This window comes from Alteromonas sp. ABH4_452 (genome assembly GCF_056311825.1).
In genome coordinates, this window is sequence record NZ_CM149973.1 from 431,355 (window position 1) to 449,823 (window position 18,469).

11 protein-coding genes are annotated in these 18,469 nt (G+C 45.7%); 7 read left to right on the forward strand and 4 right to left on the reverse strand.

Features of this window, described 5'->3' with window-relative positions; all coding sequences use genetic code 11:
* Positions 1-114 precede the first annotated feature (114 nt).
* Complete coding sequence (ilvC, locus tag ACYX4N_RS01890; protein WP_025257222.1) at positions 115-1,593, reverse strand: ketol-acid reductoisomerase; 1,479 nt, start codon at positions 1,591-1,593, stop codon at positions 115-117.
* Between the two features lie 157 nt (positions 1,594-1,750).
* Here ilvC and ilvY point away from each other — a divergent pair, with 157 nt between their 5' ends.
* A complete protein-coding gene (gene ilvY, locus ACYX4N_RS01895; RefSeq protein ID WP_476055425.1) occupies positions 1,751-2,623 on the forward strand; it encodes an HTH-type transcriptional activator IlvY in 873 nt (290 codons plus the stop codon).
* A 19-nt stretch (positions 2,624-2,642) separates the two neighbouring features.
* Here ilvY and ACYX4N_RS01900 read toward each other — a convergent pair whose 3' ends face one another.
* Positions 2,643-4,157 carry a YifB family Mg chelatase-like AAA ATPase gene (locus ACYX4N_RS01900; protein ID WP_476055426.1) on the reverse strand — a complete coding sequence of 505 codons (1,515 nt, stop codon included), beginning with the start codon at positions 4,155-4,157 and terminating at the stop codon, positions 2,643-2,645.
* A gap of 203 nt (positions 4,158-4,360) precedes the next feature.
* Positions 4,361-4,978, reverse strand: a complete 618-nt coding sequence (locus tag ACYX4N_RS01905; protein WP_476055427.1) for a trimeric intracellular cation channel family protein — start codon at positions 4,976-4,978, stop codon at positions 4,361-4,363.
* A gap of 427 nt (positions 4,979-5,405) precedes the next feature.
* Between ACYX4N_RS01905 and ilvD the strand changes: the two genes are divergently transcribed.
* Entirely contained in the window at positions 5,406-7,256 is a 1,851-nt protein-coding gene (gene ilvD, locus ACYX4N_RS01910; protein ID WP_476055428.1) for a dihydroxy-acid dehydratase, read from the forward strand.
* Positions 7,256-8,803: a threonine ammonia-lyase, biosynthetic gene (gene ilvA / locus ACYX4N_RS01915; RefSeq protein ID WP_476055429.1), complete on the forward strand. Its 1,548-nt coding sequence runs from the start codon at positions 7,256-7,258 to the stop codon at positions 8,801-8,803. Before ilvD ends, ilvA begins: the two co-directional genes overlap by 1 nt.
* A 303-nt stretch (positions 8,804-9,106) precedes the next feature.
* Here the strand turns inward: ilvA and plsB are convergent, their stop codons facing one another.
* Positions 9,107-11,560: a glycerol-3-phosphate 1-O-acyltransferase PlsB gene (gene plsB, locus ACYX4N_RS01920; protein WP_476055430.1), complete on the reverse strand. Its 2,454-nt coding sequence runs from the start codon at positions 11,558-11,560 to the stop codon at positions 9,107-9,109.
* A gap of 279 nt (positions 11,561-11,839) precedes the next feature.
* Between plsB and ACYX4N_RS01925 the strand changes: the two genes are divergently transcribed.
* The 4 genes from ACYX4N_RS01925 to ctaD all read left to right on the forward strand — a co-directional run bounded on the left by ACYX4N_RS01925 (position 11,840) and on the right by ctaD (position 18,322).
* The gene (locus ACYX4N_RS01925; RefSeq protein ID WP_476055431.1) at positions 11,840-14,122 is read left to right on the forward strand and encodes a sensor domain-containing diguanylate cyclase; all 2,283 of its coding nucleotides are present in this window, start codon (positions 11,840-11,842) and stop codon (positions 14,120-14,122) included.
* Positions 14,123-14,295: 173 nt separating this feature from the next.
* Positions 14,296-14,922 carry a transcriptional repressor LexA gene (lexA, locus tag ACYX4N_RS01930; protein ID WP_474803480.1) on the forward strand — a complete coding sequence of 209 codons (627 nt, stop codon included), beginning with the start codon at positions 14,296-14,298 and terminating at the stop codon, positions 14,920-14,922.
* Positions 14,923-15,504: 582 nt separating this feature from the next.
* The gene (coxB, locus tag ACYX4N_RS01935) at positions 15,505-16,668 is read left to right on the forward strand and encodes a cytochrome c oxidase subunit II (protein ID WP_474803483.1); all 1,164 of its coding nucleotides are present in this window, start codon (positions 15,505-15,507) and stop codon (positions 16,666-16,668) included.
* A gap of 10 nt (positions 16,669-16,678) precedes the next feature.
* Positions 16,679-18,322 carry a cytochrome c oxidase subunit I gene (gene ctaD, locus ACYX4N_RS01940; protein WP_476055432.1) on the forward strand — a complete coding sequence of 548 codons (1,644 nt, stop codon included), beginning with the start codon at positions 16,679-16,681 and terminating at the stop codon, positions 18,320-18,322.
* Positions 18,323-18,469 lie beyond the last annotated feature (147 nt).

Consider the following 18,469-nt stretch of genomic DNA (forward strand, 5'->3'; position numbering starts at 1 on the left):
CTAAGCAGTACGCTTTAAAAGGATATGTGACTCACTGAGTTACAGGTATAAAAAAGCCCGACCAAAATGGTCGGGCAAGAGGGCTTAGTTAAGCACCTAACGACAGAAACTGTCCTATCCTATGATGGCTTTCATGTCAGTCATGTAGCCACGCAAGGTCTTACCTACTGATTCCACACCGTGTGAGCGGATGGCTTCGTTAATCTCAACAAGGCGTTTGTTCTCTACTTGATTAGAAGCAGCAGTCAAACCCTTACCGATAACGCTGGTATCAATAGCAGGCATAAATTTCTCACGCAAAATTGGAATTGCTGCGTTAGCAAACAAATAGTTTCCGTATTCTGCTGTGTCTGAAATTACCACATTCATTTCATACAAGCGCTTACGTGCGATTGTGTTAGAAATTAGCGGTGTTTCATGCAGTGATTCGTAGTACGCAGACTCAGGCAGAATCCCAGCTTCAACCATTACGTCAAACGCAACTTCAACACCACACTTGATCATGGCAACTAGCAAGATGCCGTGGTCAAAGAATTCTTGTTCGCTGATTTCACCTTCGTAAGCAGGTGCGTTTTCAAACGCGGTTTCACCGGTCTCTTCACGCCACTTAAGTAGGTTCGCATCACCATTTGCCCAATCTTCCATCATGGTGCGAGAGAATTCACCGCTGATGATGTCGTCTTGGTGCTTTTCAAATAGCGGACGAAGTAAATCAGTTAACTGCTCAGAAAGCTCAAACGCTTTCACTTTTGCAGGGTTTGATAGACGGTCCATCATGTTAGTTACACCGCCAATCTTAAGTGCTTCAGTAATGGCTTCTAGACCGTACTGAATAAGCGCACCTGCATAACCTGGGTCAATACCATCATCAACCATTTTCTCGAACGCAAGTACTGCTGCAACTTGTTGCATACCACATAAAATGGTTTGCTCACCCATAAGGTCAGATTTAACTTCAGCCACAAATGAAGACTCAAGTACACCTGCGCGGTCACCACCAGTTGCACTTGCCAGTGCTTTGGCTTGATCCCAACCTTTACCTTCAGGGTCATTTTCTGGATGCACAGCTATTAGTGTTGGTACACCAAAGCCACGCTTATATTCTTCGCGTACTTCTGAGCCTGGGCTTTTCGGCGCACACATAATAACTGTGATGTCGCTACGAATTTGCTGGCCTTCTTCAACAATGTTGAAGCCGTGCGAGTAACCTAGCGTTGCACCTTTTTTCATAAGCGGCATAACTGCCTCTACTACACTTGCGTGCTGCTTATCAGGTGTTAGGTTGTAAACTACATCAGCTTCTGGAATAAGCTGCTGATATGTACCAACAGTAAATCCATTGCTTGAAGCGCGTTTGTAAGAGTCGCGTTGCTCATCGATCGCTGCCTGACGCAGCGCATAAGAAACATCTAACCCTGAGTCACGCATATTCAGGCCTTGGTTAAGGCCCTGCGCGCCGCAGCCTACAATGACAATTTTCTTGCCTTTTAAGAACTGACAACCGTCAGCGAATTCATCGCGTGCCATAAAACGGCAGCGGCCAAGCTGGTCTAACTGCTGGCGAAGTGACAGGGTGTTGAAATAATTAGCCATAAAAATTTCCGAACAACATTCATTTTTGTCAATATCAAACACCGACCTTGGCGTTGACAGACCTCGTCTATGACGACTTGGTAGTGAGACTAAAAGATTTCTTTTGTTTTGGAAAATGATATATTTGCAAGATAATATTGCATAAAGTGAAATATATATGGATTTTCGCAGTCTACAGCTCTTTAACCACCTGGCTACCAGTCTTCACTTCGGCGTCACCGCAGAAGCCATGTATGTATCGCCATCTACGTTAAGCCGTGTAATTCAGCGTCTTGAAGACGAGTTGGGCTGCACCTTGTTCAAACGGGATAACCGTAAAGTCGCGCTCACCCATAGCGGGCACAAGTTACTGTCCTTCTCAAAACACGCGTTAGCTGATTGGCAGCAATTAAAAATTGATTTAAAAGAAGATAGCGATGCACTTCAGGGGGAACTAAGTGTATTTTGCTCGGTAACTGCCAGTCAAAGCCATTTACCCGCTATGCTAAGGCAGTTTAGGCAGCAACACCCTGGGGTCGATATACGCCTAATAACCGGTGACCCTGCTCTTGCCATAGAAAAAGTTAAAAGTAAGCAGTGTGATTTATCTATTGCTATCTATACCCCTGACATGCCGACAGATTTGCATTTCACTGCTCTTGATAACGTACCTTTGGTTCTTATTGCGCCAAAGGAATGGCGACTTACTCAGCTAAACCAGCTGGATTGGACCAAGCATCAGGTGATAATGCCTGAAACAGGGCCAACGCGACGCACTGCCTATCACTGGTTTGCCGAGCACGGTATTCGGCCGAATGTTTATGCCTATGTAGGCGGTAACGAAGCAATTGTAAGCATGGTAGCGCTAGAGTGTGGTGTAGGCTTTGTGCCAAAGGTAGTGCTCGACCACTCCAGTATGGCTAATGCGGTAACCCAAATTCAGGTTGAAGATATCGAGCCTTATGCCCTTGGCCTATGTTGTTTACAAGATAAGCAAAACGAACCGCTTATCAACGCCTTTATGCAGCTAAACTTGCATTCTCGAGGGTAGGTTACTTTATTAGTTGCGCTTAGCTAGCACTGAGCTGCTTTATAAGGTTATCGAGAGCACGATAGCCCAGCGCTTCTGCGATATGAGCTCTGGATACGGCATTTTCTTCTTCAAGGTCGGCAATGGTTCTAGCCACTTTCAGCGTGCGGTGAAATACGCGCATAGATAAATTAAGTTGTTTCGCGGCTGCTCGTAAAAAGAGGAGATCTGCGTCATCTAGCAAACAGATGTCGGCAAGTTCACCCGCGTGTAAAGCGCCATTGGGCTTGCCTTGTCGAGACTCTTGTTTTTGCCGTGCAGCTATCACCCTTTCCCGCATGTCATGTAACGAGTCGTCAGGTCTATTGCCCCGCTCTGGCAAGTCGTAGTCTGGAAGCCTAGGCACCTCGACTTGTATATCTATTCTATCTAGCAGCGGGCCTGACAAACGGTTCAAGTAGTTCAGCTGCTGCTGAGGTGTTAGACGGTTGTCCTCGATATCTCCAGTAGGGCTGGGGTTCATGGCCGCTACGAGTTGAAAATTTGCGGGATACGTTGCACTTCCTGATGCACGGGATAAATGCACGTCACCGGTTTCAAGCGGTTCCCGCAATACATCCAGCGCTTTTCGGCCAAATTCGGGGAGTTCGTCTAAAAACAAGATACCGTTGTGGGCCAGCGAAATTTCACCTGGCACTGGAGTAGAGCCCCCGCCCGTAAGTGCTACGGCAGAACTTGTGTGGTGGGGCGAGCGTAAGTGGCGGGTTAGAAAACGTTCAGCATTTAGCTTTTCGCCTTTCACTGAATGGATAGCAGCGACTTCCAAGGCTTCTTCTTCACTCATATCCGGTAATAGCGACAACATTCGACTGGCAAGCAAGCTTTTACCTGTGCCTGGCGGGCCTACCATCAGTAAGTTGTGAGCCCCGCTAGCTGCAACAATTAGAGCTCGTTTAGCCTGCTCTTGGCCGATAATATCGTCCCAACCTGTTGGGGAGTTACGTGATGAATGAGAAGTGAAAGGCTGGCCTTTGGCGAGCTTTTTGTTACCGGTAAGATGTTCATAGACAGATAGAAGATCAAATGCGGGAAACCGTGTGGCGTGGGAAACCAAGGCTGCTTCAACGTCGTTATCTCCCGGATACACAAGGGCTATATCTTCGTTTGCTGCCGTCATCACTACAGGAATAAGCCCGTTAACCGGTTTAATCTCACCGTTGAGCGCTAACTCGCCCACAAAGGCAATGTTTAACAGGCTAATGTCAGATATATAGCCCGATGCTGCTAAAATGCCAATGGCAATAGGAAGGTCGAACCGCCCGCCGAACTTTGGAATATCAGCCGGCGCTAAATTAACCGTTATTCGTTTGGCAGGAAACTCAAAACCACTGTTAATTAGCGCGCTGCGTACTCGCTCACGAGCTTCTTTCACACTGGTTTCCGCCATACCGACCAGTTGAAAAGCAGGTAGGCCATTAGCCAAGTGGATTTCCACACTTACCTCAGGAGCAGACACCCCCTGCCCTGCAAAGGTTTTAACAACAGCCATTCCCATATTGTGAACACCCTCTCTTCTTACCCACTCATTTTTTGCCTAATTAAAATTTCAAAACTTAGGCGCGGCCAAATAGCCAACGCACTGGGCATAAACTCTAGAGAGAGTGGGATAAAGATGTAACTGTACTAACGACGGGATTTATCGCCAATACTCACCGAGCCATGCCATTGATTACCTTGCTCGGCAACGAAGGTTAGATGCTAATGATGGTCGTTGTAAAATACGGGTAGCTGCCAATGCCAGCGCATGGCGCCTAATCTAAACAATACCGTGGTTGCAAGGGCTGCAATACCACACCATTGGGTAGCAAGGTCAAATTCAAGTGCGATGCCATATACAATACCGCCAGCAATACAGGTCATCGCATAAAGCTCGCCGTTTAGTACCAGCGGCACCTCGCGGCATATGACGTCTCGTAATAACCCACCAAATACACCAGTAATAGTGCCCATTGCTACCGCCACTGCCATGCCTGTGTCGTTGGCTAAGGCTTTCTCTATGCCCACGACATTAAAGAGTGCTAGCCCAAAAGCATCGGCGATTAACAGGTAGTGAAAAGGGAAGCGTGGGCTAATTCGCAGCCAAACAATGGGAATAAAGGCGGCAATTAGCGTGGTGTACAAGTAATCGGTATCGGCAATCCAAAACACGGGCACATCTAGCATCACATCTCGCAAGGTACCGCCGCCAATGGCTGTAGCACTGGCAAGCACTACAACGCCAAATCCATCCATGCGTTTTTGATAAGCCATAAGGGTGCCTGAAATTGCACACACGGCAACGCCTGCCAGGTTTAACCAGTGAAACCAATCGAACATGCTTATTACCCTTTTACTACTTTTAAGAACTCGCTATTTCTACCGCAAAAACTTGATCAAACCGTGTGTTTCATGCTATTTCTTTGCCCAATACCAATTCGCGGTTTAGCGCGCATTGCGTTTAGGGGTAAAGCCATAGCCCCTAACAAACAACATTTCATTTTTATAATGCCAAAGGAATACGGCATTGTAAGTCAAAGATATCATATAAAACAAAGCGCTACTGATCTGTAAGCAGTAAGGCTTTGTCGCCCTTCGCTTGAACGACCTAAGATGATTTAATACATCATCAGTATGACATGCAATTTTGAGTAAAACAGCGCGTATTGGAAAACAAGCCAAAGCATTACTGGTTTACCACTGTTTTTAAGTTTCACATAAAGGTCTAGCATTAAACCCTAGCACCTAAAATTAACGGGAAGGATTTATGCCCAAGTTACGTTCTGCAACTACCACACAAGGTAGAAATATGGCCGGTGCTCGTGCGCTATGGCGTGCAACCGGAATGAAAGATTCTGATTTCGGCAAGCCTATTATTGCTATTGCTAATTCATTTACGCAGTTTGTACCTGGGCACGTTCACCTCAAAGATCTTGGTCAGCTAGTAGCGCGCAGCGTGGAAGAAGCCGGTGGTGTCGCCAAAGAATTTAATACGATAGCGGTAGATGACGGTATCGCCATGGGACACAGCGGCATGCTATATAGCTTGCCGTCTCGTGAAATCATTGCTGATGCAGTGGAGTACATGGTGAACGCACACTGCGCGGATGCCATTGTATGTATTTCTAACTGCGACAAGATCACCCCGGGAATGTTAATGGCGTCTATGCGTTTGAACGTGCCCGTTATATTCGTATCTGGCGGCCCAATGGAAGCGGGTAAAACCAAGCTTTCAGACCAGCTGATTAAACTTGATTTAGTTGACGCCATGGTAGCGGCTGCTGATGATAAAGTGAGCGATGCCGACACTGACGAAATTGAGCGCTCTGCCTGCCCTACTTGTGGGTCGTGTTCAGGTATGTTTACTGCAAACTCAATGAACTGCTTAACTGAAGCGTTAGGTTTATCACTACCGGGCAATGGCTCTATGCTGGCCACTCACGCCGACCGTGAAGGCTTATTTAAGCAAGCAGGTAAGCAAATTGTTGAGCTTTGTAAGCGTTATTATGGCGATGATGATGAAAGTGTATTGCCACGTAATATTGCTAACTTTAAAGCGTTTGAAAACGCCATGAGCCTAGACATTGCCATGGGTGGTTCAACCAATACCATTTTGCACTTGCTAGCGGCAGCGATGGAAGGTGAAGTGCCTTTCACTATGGATGATATCGATCGCTTATCTCGCAAAGTGCCTCACTTATGTAAAGTGGCGCCGTCTACGCCTAAATACCATATGGAAGACGTTCACCGTGCCGGTGGCGTACTAGGTATTTTAAACGAGCTAAATAAAGCGGGCTTACTAAATACCGATGTTAATCACGTCTTAGGCAAACAGCTTACTGAGGTTATCAGCGAGTGGGACATCACTAACCCTGAAAACGAAGATGCGATAACCTTTTTCCGTGCAGGTCCTGCGGGTATTCGCACTACTAAAGCCTTTAGCCAAGATTGTCGCTGGGATGAGGCCGATGCCGACCGTGAAAACGGCTGCATTCGCTCTATTGAGAATGCGTTTAGCCAAGAAGGTGGCTTAGCGGTGTTATACGGCAATTTGGCCGAAGATGGCTGCATTGTAAAAACTGCGGGTGTGGATGAATCTATACTAAAATTCAACGGCACTGCCCGTATCTATGAGAGCCAAGATGATGCGGTAGCAGGTATTTTAGGTGACGAAGTAAAAGCCGGTGACGTCGTGTTTATTCGCTATGAAGGCCCTCGCGGTGGTCCAGGCATGCAGGAAATGCTATATCCAACGTCGTATTTGAAATCGAAGGGGCTGGGTAAGCACTGCGCACTAGTAACCGACGGGCGATTCAGTGGTGGTACAAGCGGCTTGTCTATTGGACACTGTTCACCAGAGGCAGCCAGCGGTGGCGGTATTGGCTTAGTTGAAGACGGGGACAAGATTGAAATAGATATCCCTAACAGAAGCATCAACATCGTTATTTCAGATGAAGCACTTGCCGAGCGCCGTGCAAAAATGGAAGCAAGCGATAAGCCCTGGAAACCAAAAGATCGCGTACGCGAAGTGTCTACATCACTTAAGACCTTTGCAGCGCTGGCAACCAGTGCCGACAAAGGTGCAGTGCGCGATGTCAGTAAGTTGGAAGACTTGTAATGGAAAACGAGCACGTTAGCGACCACGAGTATTTAAAAAAGATATTACTCGCTCCCGTTTACGATGTGGCGGTGGCTAGTGAACTTTCTTATATGTCTTTGCTTTCAGCTGAGCTTGGCAATGAGATCTTTTTGAAACGAGAAGATCAGCAGCCAGTGAAAAGCTTTAAGCTGCGCGGTGCCTACAACCGCATCTGCTCATTAAGTGAAGCACAGCTGCAAGCTGGCGTTATTGGCGCATCAGCGGGTAACCATGCACAAGGCTTAGCATACAGTGCAAAAATGAAGGGCATTCAAGCAACTATCGTGATGCCCGAAACCACCCCTGATATTAAAGTGGATGCTGTACGTCGCTTCGGTGGTGATAACGTTAATGTAGTCTTGCATGGCACGAGCTTCGACCAGGCAAGCAACCATGCAAAAGCGTTATGTGACACCCACGGCTATACTTTTGTGCCTCCCTTCGACAACCCCGATGTAATCGCCGGACAAGGTACGGTTGCACGAGAACTGTTGGAGCAGAACCCAAATTTGGATATTTTGTTTATTGCTGTTGGCGGTGGCGGCCTAGCCGCGGGCATTGCGGTGTACTTAAAGCAACTCAAACCCAGTATAAAGATTGTGGCGGTTGAGTCAGAAGAGTCGGCCTGTTTTATTAAAGCAAAAGCGCAAGGCGAGCCTGCAGAGCTGGAAAGCGTAGGTATTTTCGCCGATGGCGTGGCTGTTAAAGTGATGGGGCAAGAAACTTTTCGCCTGTGTAACCGTTTAGTCGATGAAACCATTACGGTTAGCAATGATGAAATATGCGGGGCTATAAAAGATATCTTCGATGATACCCGCGTTATAGCCGAGCCTGCTGGTGCACTATCTGTAGCGGCAATTCGTAAATATGCCAAGCAACACGACCTTAAAGGTAAAAAGTTAGGCGGTATTTTATGTGGCGCAAATATTAACTTTCATACCTTGCGCTACGTGTCGGAACGCTGTGAATTAGGCGAGCAGAAAGAAGCCGTTTTTGCCGTTAAAATTCCTGAAACTAAAGGCGCGTTTAAACAGTTTTGTGAATGCGTTGGGGCAAAAGCGATTACTGAATTTAACTATCGCTATGCAAGTGAGAGCGAAGCCCATATTTTTGTTGGGGTTAAGCTAAAAGGCGGTCAGCAAGAATTCGCGACACTTCAAAGCGACCTTGAAAGTAAAGGGTATGACTGCGTTAACCTAACGGATAACGAGTTAGCGAAGCTTCATGTCAGACACATGGTAGGCGGCCGCCCGCCGACCATTTTAAACGAGCAGGTGTTCAGCTTTGAGTTCCCGGAGCGCCCAGGTGCACTACTGAACTTCTTAAACACATTGGGCGAGCAGTGGAACATTACTTTATTCCACTATCGTAACCACGGTGCGGCGGAAGGCTTGGTATTGGCTGGTTTTGATATTGCGCCAGAAAGCCGAGATGACTTTAACCAGCATGTTGCCGAGTTAGGCTATAAGGTTGAAGAAGTAACGGATAATCCGGCATATCGCTTTTTCCTGTCGCAACCAGCGTAAAATCCTATCGGCTATGCAGAACAGCCTTTGATAGCTATACATTCAAAAGCGAAACTTAGCTCGTTTTAAACTTTTTTCGCTTTGTATTGCTTCACGTTAAGCGCAGGTTTACCGAGGAGCGATACAAAGCGGCACTATTTCAACTTTACTATATCAACCTCTATGGAAGATTGGCTCAGTGCCTATCTAAATATAGTTACTGAGAGACCCCATAAGTTAGAAATACGCCCAATAAAAAACCCATGCGGATGCATGGGTTTTTTTACGCTTTTAACAAAGCGATAGTTTTCGTTGCTTACAAAGCTAATTTGCCGTGTTAAGCGCAACATTTTCTAAATGCTGAATCATCTCAGGCCATATCAGCGCCATTACGTCAGCCCGCAAGGCTTCACACTCTTCCGAGTATTTTAAGCTGCCGTCTTTTTCTGAATCTAACCAATGATTATCTTTTAATGCGCCGATAAAGCTAGATAATACGTTCTTATCGTAAAACTCAGGAGAACTTAATCCGTAAAGGGCAGATAATCGCTCAGCGACTTGTTTACTTTCTCGCTCTAATGCACTGCGGCTAATTACTTTTTCTTTATCAAGAATAGTCAGTACTACGGCATAGCGCTGCAATGTTTCTTGCATACAGCGGCTTAATAACCAAGCAGAATGGAACTGTTTGCAGTGTGCATCTGGGGGTAAAAGTTCACCGTCTTTTTGGCGCAACAGCCCGTTGTCTAACATCGCGGTGATCAACGCATCAGTATGCGCAAGTGCTTCATCTTGTGTTAGATGCAAAAACAGTTCTTTTTGCAGCAAAGGATAAAGTGCTGCAATGAGTTGGAAAATACTGTTCTTGGTTGCGCCCTTCTTAGCGAAGATAGACGCCATGATAAGGCCGGGTATGGCGAACAAATGCAAAATATTGTTGCGATAATAGGTTAGGTATACAGCAGATTTAGGCTGAGGGCTGATCAAACGTCCGTAATCGTCTTCTTTAACATCAAAACGACCTAATTTTAATGTATCCCGAAGCAATTCTTGTGCTGATGAATCTGGAATAGTGGCGTCATCACTGAAGGGCACTGTTTTGAACAAGTTCATGAAGTCATCCATGGCTTGTTTAAGCTCCATCTCACTCATGGTCTGCCTTTTAGAAGACAGTAGACATAGCGAAGCTAATGCCATGCCGTTAAGTGCCGCAGCGCGGTTAATGCGCGTCATGACGTTGTTAGCCAACTCATTAACGGCAGGCGTTAACCAAGCAGGCTTTTTCTCTGGCTCGGCATCGCGACAGTCGCGCCAGTTCGGCACATGGCTTTCAAGGAACTGATTAAGAGCGATAGGCTCACCAAAGTTCACATATCCATGCCCGTAATTCTTAAGCTTACGAATGGCTGAGAAAACCTGAAGGTTAGACTCTTTTTTCTTCTTTGAGCCTTTAAGCTCGTTCAAATAGCTCTTCACTTCCATCACATTTTCATAGCCAATGTAGACAGGAACAATACTAACTGGACGGTTAACGCCTTTAAGCATGGCTTGAATTGTCATGGCCAGCATACCGGTTTTCGGTGGAATTAGGCGACCAGTACGGCTGCGTCCACCTTCAGGGTAGTATTTTACAGAGTAACCTTTGTTAAACAGCAGCTCTAAATACTCTCTAAATACCGCGGTATAGAGCTTGTTGCCTGCAAAACTACGACGTAGGAAGAATGCACCTCCTCTGCGAAACATTTTTCCAACAGGCCAGAAGTTAAGGTTGATACCCGCTGCAATGTGAGGCGTTACCATACCTTCGTGATAAATCACGTAAGTTAATAACAGATAATCCATGTGACTGCGGTGGCAAGGCACATAGATAATTTCGTGACCGTTAGCGGCCAGCTCACGTATACGCTCTGCATGACCTACGCTAATGCCGTTGTAAATCTTGTTCCAAATGCGTGTCAGCAATCTGTCACCGAAACGGATAAGCCCTTCACGATAATCTGCAGCAATCTCGGTGATATAGCTTTGAGCCCGCTCTTTGGCCTTTTCGTGTGTGACCTTTTTGCTTTTTGACTCTTCGGCGATCGCACGACGTACGGCATCTGAACCCAATACACTGTTATTGAGTTCTTGTCGCTCTAGCAGCGTAGGGCCAGTCATACTTTGACGTTTACGTTGAAAGTGAGTACTTGCTACGCGTACAAGTTTGTGTGCGATGCTTTGGTCACTACCATGCTGATTTGACATGGCGCGCGCCGAGACAGCTTTAGAATAATTAATAAAGTTATCACGGCCTAAAAACAGCACGATGAAAAGTTTACGTAGCCAGCTCGGTGCAGCGTTATCAGCAATTAGGTCGCTCAACCCTGGGTTACCGCGCCCTGGTGCACGACCCCAGGTTACATAAACAGGAACTACCTGTAGATCGAGGTTTTCGTGGTCTCGGTGCAAATGGAAAAGGTCAGTGAAAACGTCTTCAATGCCCGTATCTTTGGCTGATGAGCGAAAAAGAGGCTGAGTTTTACGTAAAAATAGAGTCGATGAGTACTCTCGACCTGCCAGTGTAAGCGTGTCAGTTGGGCTAGGAAGGCCTAGGTATTTAGTCGACATTCTCAGCGCAAGCTGGTCGGTCACTGAGTTAGTGGGAAGTAGATAAACAATAGGCTTGCTCTTATCTATTCCTAATTCGGTTTCAACGTTAACTGGAATACTGTGAGCTTTAACCAGTAACTTAACAGGATAATGAAATACCGACAGAAGGGCTTTTCGCATCCACGACATGAATTATGTAATCCTATGAAATAAAAACGGGTGAAGTGTAACACAATCGCGTCACAATCTCGCGACGAGCCATTGTTATTGATTTGCTTGTTTTACAGACTCCCTACCTAGCGGTAAGTTCATGAAATTCATAAGCGCCTGTATTTTTATATCTTCGTAACTTTGTTTAGGGTAAGGCTCACTGACCCTTTTAGCAATGCAACATTAGAAGTATTTAAATTGCTATAAGCTTTGATAATTACTACTTTTATAAGGGTTAATGAATATGAGCATGTAGTAGTGGATGAACAAAACCGGTTAAAGACGATTGATGACTTTTTGCTCAGTGATGAGGTGCCGTTAGATCTTGACGACCTTATGGTTGTGTTAGCAGGGGCATATAAGGTGCCTATCGCGCTAATAGGAATTGTTGGTGAATTTGAAGAAACATTCAAAGCGCGATATGGAACTACACTTTCTAAAGTGAGCCGTGAGCATGCCTTTTGCAGTCGTGTTGTAGAAGAGCGCAAACAAGTTGTTGTTAACAATGCCCACGAGGACCCCAAGTTTAAAGATAATCCATTAGTCACGGGCGAGCCGCACATCTGCTTTTATGCAGGAACTCCCATTGAAATTAATGATGAGATTATTGGTGCTGTCTGTCTTATCGATACTGTTCCTCGAGAAATTGATGCCAAATATCTTGAAGTGCTGAATAGAATTGGTGCGCTTGTTAGCCAGCATATTTCTCTTTCTAAAGAGCATGAAGCACTCAAGCGTGAGCATGGGCTAATAGAAAAGTCCCCTATTGTTCTGGCTACGTGGCGAAATACTACGTCGCTCAAACTGGTTCATATCTCAAATAATAGTGAGCGCGTTTTGGGCATATCGTCCCAAGATTTACTGAGCGGTGCAGTTGAGCTTGGCGATGTTTTAACACAAGACGCTGAGGGCGACTTTACGTTTGCCATGCAGGCGCATATGGAGGGCGTGGAAACGCATACCTGTCGTCTTCAAATAGCCACGCCCACACGTACCATTTGGGTAAGTATGATCTCTACGGCGAGTTTCCGTGAAGACGGTATGTTGTCTTCAGTTCAGGCGTTCTTATTTGACACCAGCGACCAAAAATATGTGGAAGACAAGCTCAACAAAACAAACCAGCGCATGCGGCTGTTATTGGAAGCCTCTGAATTGGGCACATGGGATTGGAATTTGGCCGCTGACGTAAACCAAGTAAACAAGCGTTGGTGTGATATCGTCGGTCTGGAATATGAGTACTATGACACCAGCTCTCGCTTTTTCAGGCAGTTAATTCACCCCGCGGACTATGTAAAAGTAGAAAAGCAATTAAACGAGCACATCATTGGTAAAAGCAAGGTTTTCAATACCACGTTTCGCATGAAACATACTAACGGCGCGTGGGTTTGGGTTGAAACCTACGGAAAAACCGTAGAATTTAACAATGCGGGTAAGGCTATTCGCGTTGCTGGTATTCATCGCGACATCACGCAGAGAATGGAAAGTGAGCTTCATGAGAAAAAGAAAACCCAGCTACTTCAATTTATAAATAAAACCCGTGCCTCTTATCTCCAGAACAACGATTTAACCATGGCCTGCCAAACGGTATTACCCGAGCTTATTGATATCTCGGATAGTCAGTTCGCTTTCATTGGGCAAATGAAAGGTGAAGGCGATGCATCGAAGCTGTTTATTCATGCTATTTCTGAAATAGTCTGGGACAGCAGCAGCTTTACGCAATACAACGAGTACAAAAAGCGAAACTTGTATTTCAGTAGTTTCGATAACCTTTTCGGTACCACAATTTTAACCGGTGAGGTAACGATTAGTAATGCCTCAGGAAGTCATCCAAACTCAAAAGGGGTGCCCCAAGGGCACCCCCGCATTAGTCGATTTTTAGGGCTACCGATTAAGATCAAAGATAGAGTGGTGGGCATGATTGGTTTAGCCAATAAATTCGAGCCCTACACCTTCGATGATGCTGAGTTTTTGCAACCTCTATTAGATGCATTAGCCGGTCTTTTCTATGCGGTTGAACTGGAAGAATCACGCGCGATAGCTGAAGAGAAGTTGCGTAAGCTGGCCATGACTGACTCGCTAACTGGGCTGTACAATCGACGAGCTTTTGTTGATAAATGCCATCAGCTCTCTGCACAAAGCAATAGAGTGAGCGTAGCGGTAATCGATATAGACCACTTTAAAAAGGTTAACGATACTTATGGACATGATGCAGGAGACCAAGCTCTAATTTCAGTAGCCCACCTCATCGAAGAATATTATGTGGAGCCCGATATTGTTTCACGTCTTGGTGGAGAAGAGTTTGCGATAGTAGCAATTTCAGACAACAAAAGAGACGAAGAAAGGCGATTTAACAAACTTCGAGAGGCTGTTGAAAAAACAGAAGTTAAATACAAGAAAGACACGATATTCGTGACAATAAGTATTGGTGCTGTCTTTGCTGAGGATAGCTTGAATCTTGACTTTAGTGTGTTACTTTCCAAAGCGGATAAACTGCTATATACGGCGAAAAAGAATGGCCGAAATCGAGTTATTCTAGAGTAATAAAAACTTTAGGCTGCGCGAGGTTTCACGTATTTGACAGCCTTAAGCCCCCTAGTTTTTATATACTAGGTGCTAGCCCCATGCAGCTTGCTCCATAGTTTCAAGACTTTGCGCTTGTTATTTGCTTTTAGGTGTATATACTTACAGGAACTGTATGAACAGACAGGTCTTTTATGCGCCCACTCACAGCTCGACAAACTGAAGTTTTAGAACTTATTAAAACAACCATGCAAGAAACGGGAATGCCGCCTACGCGCGCGGAAATAGCTCGTCAACTTGGTTTTCGTTCTGCCAACGCAGCAGAAGAACATTTGAAGGCATTGGCGCGTAAGGGCGTAATTGAAATTTTGCCTGGTACCTCGCGTGGTATTAAGTTAAATATCCCCCTCGAGGATACTGCACCAGAAGAAGAAGGCTTGCCTCTAATAGGGCGCGTGGCGGCTGGTGAGCCAATTTTGGCGCAAGAGCATGTAGAATCCCACTACAAGGTCGACCCTGCTTTGTTTCAGCCTCAGGCAGACTTTTTACTTCGTGTAAACGGCATGAGCATGAAGGACATCGGTATCTTGGATGGCGATCTTCTTGCTGTGCATCGCACGACCGATGTCCACAACGGTCAGGTAGTGGTCGCGCGGGTGGATGAAGACGTTACGGTGAAGCGTTTAGAGAAACGCGGTCGTGAAGTTTTACTTCATGCTGAAAACGAAGAGTTTTCGCCAATTAAGGTAGACCTTGCCAGCGAGCCTTTTGCTATTGAAGGTATTGCCGTAGGTGTTATTAGAAACGCCGACTGGATGTAAGGTTTTAGCATCTTCAATCAAAAGCGGCGTATTAGCCGCTTTTTTTATGCCTTTTAGTACCATATTTTAGTTAATTTTCTTAGGTTAGCGTTTGTTAGTATGTCTCAAAACTACGAAATCTGGCATCACCATTGTGCGAAAGATATGTGCTATTTGGCCCGAGAATGAATTGGCTAATACACATTTATTATTTGAAAGTTTGTTTGAAAAATAGGACGAGCGATGTGTTAATTGTTGATTTTATGACCAAATGAAGCTTCATCCTCATCAACACCCCGTTCAAAATGCGCGTTTGATTTTTTAAGCGCCGCGAGCACGCCCAATACCCTCTCCAACAAAATTGTAACGTAAGCCTGCCACAAGAAATGGTTAAAAATTAGCCTCTTCATTAAATTTTTAATAGAAAAGACTAGACGACACGACATTATTGCGCAATTCTTATACAGAGATTAACAAAATAATAACAATGACTCTAAATTTGTTTTACAAGTTGAGGTGATGGGTCAATCGTTCGCAAACCATTTGGTAGGGCAGCGCGCAGAATAATCAGCGTTTTTGGTCTTGCTATTACGGAGGTGCTGAGTGAAACAACTAACGACCGTTTTTGCAAAGTGGTGTTCAATAATACCATTTTTGCTTTTCTCCCCTTTGCTTCTTGCACAAGAAGTTAGTGAAGAAGCCTCTTCGCTTAATTTGAGACGCGGTGCTACCGACATCAGTGGGCAGGTCTATGATCTGCATATGTTGATGTTCTTCATTTGTGTAGGTATCGCGGTTGTAGTTTTTGGCGTGATGTTCGCCTCAATGTATCTGCATAGAAAGTCTCGTGGCGCCAAGCCCGCTAACTTTCATGAGAACGTGAAGGTTGAAATAGCGTGGACCGTTGTACCTTTTCTTATTCTCATCTTTATGGCTGTGCCTGCGGCAAACACGCTTATTGCGATGGAGGACACGTCTGAGCCTGACATGACTGTGCTAGTAACAGGCTCACAGTGGAAGTGGCACTACAAGTACATGGACAGCGACGTAGAATTTTACTCACTGCTTGCTACTCAGCGTGAGCAAATAGAGAACAAATTTCAAAAAACCGACAATTATCTGCTTGAAGTTGACCGTCCGTTAGTTATTCCAACTGGGAAAAAAGTGCGTTTTCTTATTACCTCTGACGACGTTATCCATTCGTGGTGGGTCCCGGATTTTGCTGTGAAAAAAGATGCAAATCCAGGCTTTATTAACGAGTCTTGGGCCAAGGTCAATGAGCCTGGTATTTATCGCGGACAGTGCGCAGAACTTTGCGGAAAAGACCATGGCTATATGCCTGTTGTGGTTATCGCTAAAGAGCCAGCTGAATTTGATAAATGGATGGGCGAGCAGGAAGAAATTGTTCGTAAAGCGAAAGAAGAAGAACAGCGCCTACTTTCTATGAATATGTCTATGGATGAATTGATGAAAGAAGGCGAGCGCGTTTACAACGCCACGTGTGCAGCGTGCCACATGCCAAATGGTGAGGGTTTACCCGGTGTATTCCCAGCACTTAAAGGCAGCAAGATGGCGTTAGAGGACCAGCAAGGTCACATCGACATTGTGCTTCATGGTAAGGCAGGTACGGCCATGCAGGCGTTTAGCAAAATGCTGAGCCTTAAAGAAATTGCTGCGGTAGTCACTTACGAGCGCAATGCGTGGGGTAATAACACTGGCGATATGGTTCAAGCCAAAGACGTCAATGCTGTGGCAAACGGAAACTAGGAGCAGACAAATGAGCAAAGCAACTGAAGTTATTTCGCCAGATACCTCTGCGACTCATGGTGGTCACGTACAGGGTGATCATACACATAATGACCATGAACACCACGATCATATTCCGAAAGGAATAACGCGCTGGTTGTTTACTACTAACCATAAAGACATAGGCACACTTTACTTGTGGTTTGCCTTCATTATGTTTTTGGTTGGCGGCGCAATGGCCATGGTTATTCGCGCTGAACTGTTTCAGCCCGGCCTACAAATTGTAGAACCAAATTTCTTCAATCAAATGACCACTGTGCACGGGCTTATCATGGTGTTTGGTGCCGTAATGCCAGCCTTTACAGGTCTCGCGAACTGGCTCATCCCCATGATGATTGGTGCCCCAGATATGGCATTGCCGCGCATGAATAACTGGAGCTTCTGGATTTTACCTGGCGCCTTTTTGATTCTGCTTAGCTCGCTCTTTATGGAAGGCGGCGGCCCTGCTTTTGGTTGGACTTTCTACGCACCCCTTTCAACGACTTACAGTGGCGATTCGACAGCATTGTTTGTGTTCTCTGTTCACATCATGGGTATCTCATCCATTATGGGTGCGATTAACGTGATAGTGACTATTTTCAATATGCGTGCGCCAGGCATGACCTGGATGAAAATGCCGTTATTTGTATGGACTTGGCTTATTACAGCGTTCTTGCTGATTGCGGTAATGCCAGTGCTTGCTGGCGCGGTAACCATGGTATTGACAGACAAGTTTTTCGGAACCAGCTTCTTTGATGCTGCAGGTGGTGGCGACCCGGTGATGTTCCAGCACATTTTCTGGTTCTTCGGGCACCCCGAGGTCTACATCATGATCTTGCCCGCTTTCGGCATTATTTCTCAAATTGTCCCTACCTTTTCTAGAAAACAACTGTTTGGCTATGCCTCTATGGTGTACGCCACGGCGTCTATCGCGCTGCTTTCTTTTGTAGTTTGGGCTCACCATATGTTTACCACGGGCATGCCGGTGTACATGGAAATGTTTTTCATGTTTGCCACCATGCTTATCTCAGTGCCCACTGGAGTAAAAGTGTTTAACTGGGTAGCCACCATGTGGCGCGGCTCACTAAGTTTCGAAATGCCAATGATGTTCGCCATTGCCTTTATCGTATTGTTTACCATTGGTGGGTTGTCAGGGCTAATGTTGGCGATCACCCCTGTAGACTTCCAATATCACGACACGTATTTCGTTGTGGCTCATTTCCACTATGTTCTGGTGACAGGCGCGGTCTTTTCCATCATGGCGGCCGTGTATTACTGGCTGCCTAAATGGACAGGCAAAATGTACGACACTACTTTGGCTAAATGGCATTTCTGGTGCTCTTTAGTATCGGTAAATGTGTTGTTCTTCCCTATGCACTTTGTGGGTTTGGCAGGTATGCCACGCCGTATTCCTGACTATGCATTACAGTTCGCTGATTTCAATAAATGGATAAGTTTGGGTGGTTTTGCCTTCGGTTTATCTCAGCTCATCTTTCTTGCCCTGCTTATTAAGGCCTGCAAAAAGCAAGGTGAGCCGGTATCAGCGCAAGTTTGGGACGGCGCAGAAGGATTGGAATGGGAAATTCCATCCCCCGCTCCTTATCACACGTTTGAAACTCCGCCTGTCGTCAAGTAACGATAGGTGGGATTTGTGAATTGACCATTCTTGTAAAGCGCTGAACTGCAGCGGTAAGGGTGGTATTCACACATTGCAGGTGGTGAGGGAGATAAGCGGCTAAAAAAGCGTTTACCAAGCTTCACTTTTGGAGTTACTCGGAGGTTG

Coding starts and splice junctions, on each gene's coding strand:
- ilvC (WP_025257222.1), bottom strand. CDS start 1,593: ATGGCTAATTATTTCAACACCCTGTCACTTCGCCAGCAGTTAGACCAG.
- ilvY (WP_476055425.1), top strand. CDS start 1,751: ATGGATTTTCGCAGTCTACAGCTCTTTAACCACCTGGCTACCAGTCTT.
- ACYX4N_RS01900 (WP_476055426.1), bottom strand. CDS start 4,157: ATGGGAATGGCTGTTGTTAAAACCTTTGCAGGGCAGGGGGTGTCTGCT.
- plsB (WP_476055430.1), bottom strand. CDS start 11,560: ATGTCGTGGATGCGAAAAGCCCTTCTGTCGGTATTTCATTATCCTGTT.
- lexA (WP_474803480.1), top strand. CDS start 14,296: ATGCGCCCACTCACAGCTCGACAAACTGAAGTTTTAGAACTTATTAAA.
- ACYX4N_RS01905 (WP_476055427.1), bottom strand. CDS start 4,978: ATGTTCGATTGGTTTCACTGGTTAAACCTGGCAGGCGTTGCCGTGTGT.
- ilvA (WP_476055429.1), top strand. CDS start 7,256: ATGGAAAACGAGCACGTTAGCGACCACGAGTATTTAAAAAAGATATTA.
- ctaD (WP_476055432.1), top strand. CDS start 16,679: ATGAGCAAAGCAACTGAAGTTATTTCGCCAGATACCTCTGCGACTCAT.
- ilvD (WP_476055428.1), top strand. CDS start 5,406: ATGCCCAAGTTACGTTCTGCAACTACCACACAAGGTAGAAATATGGCC.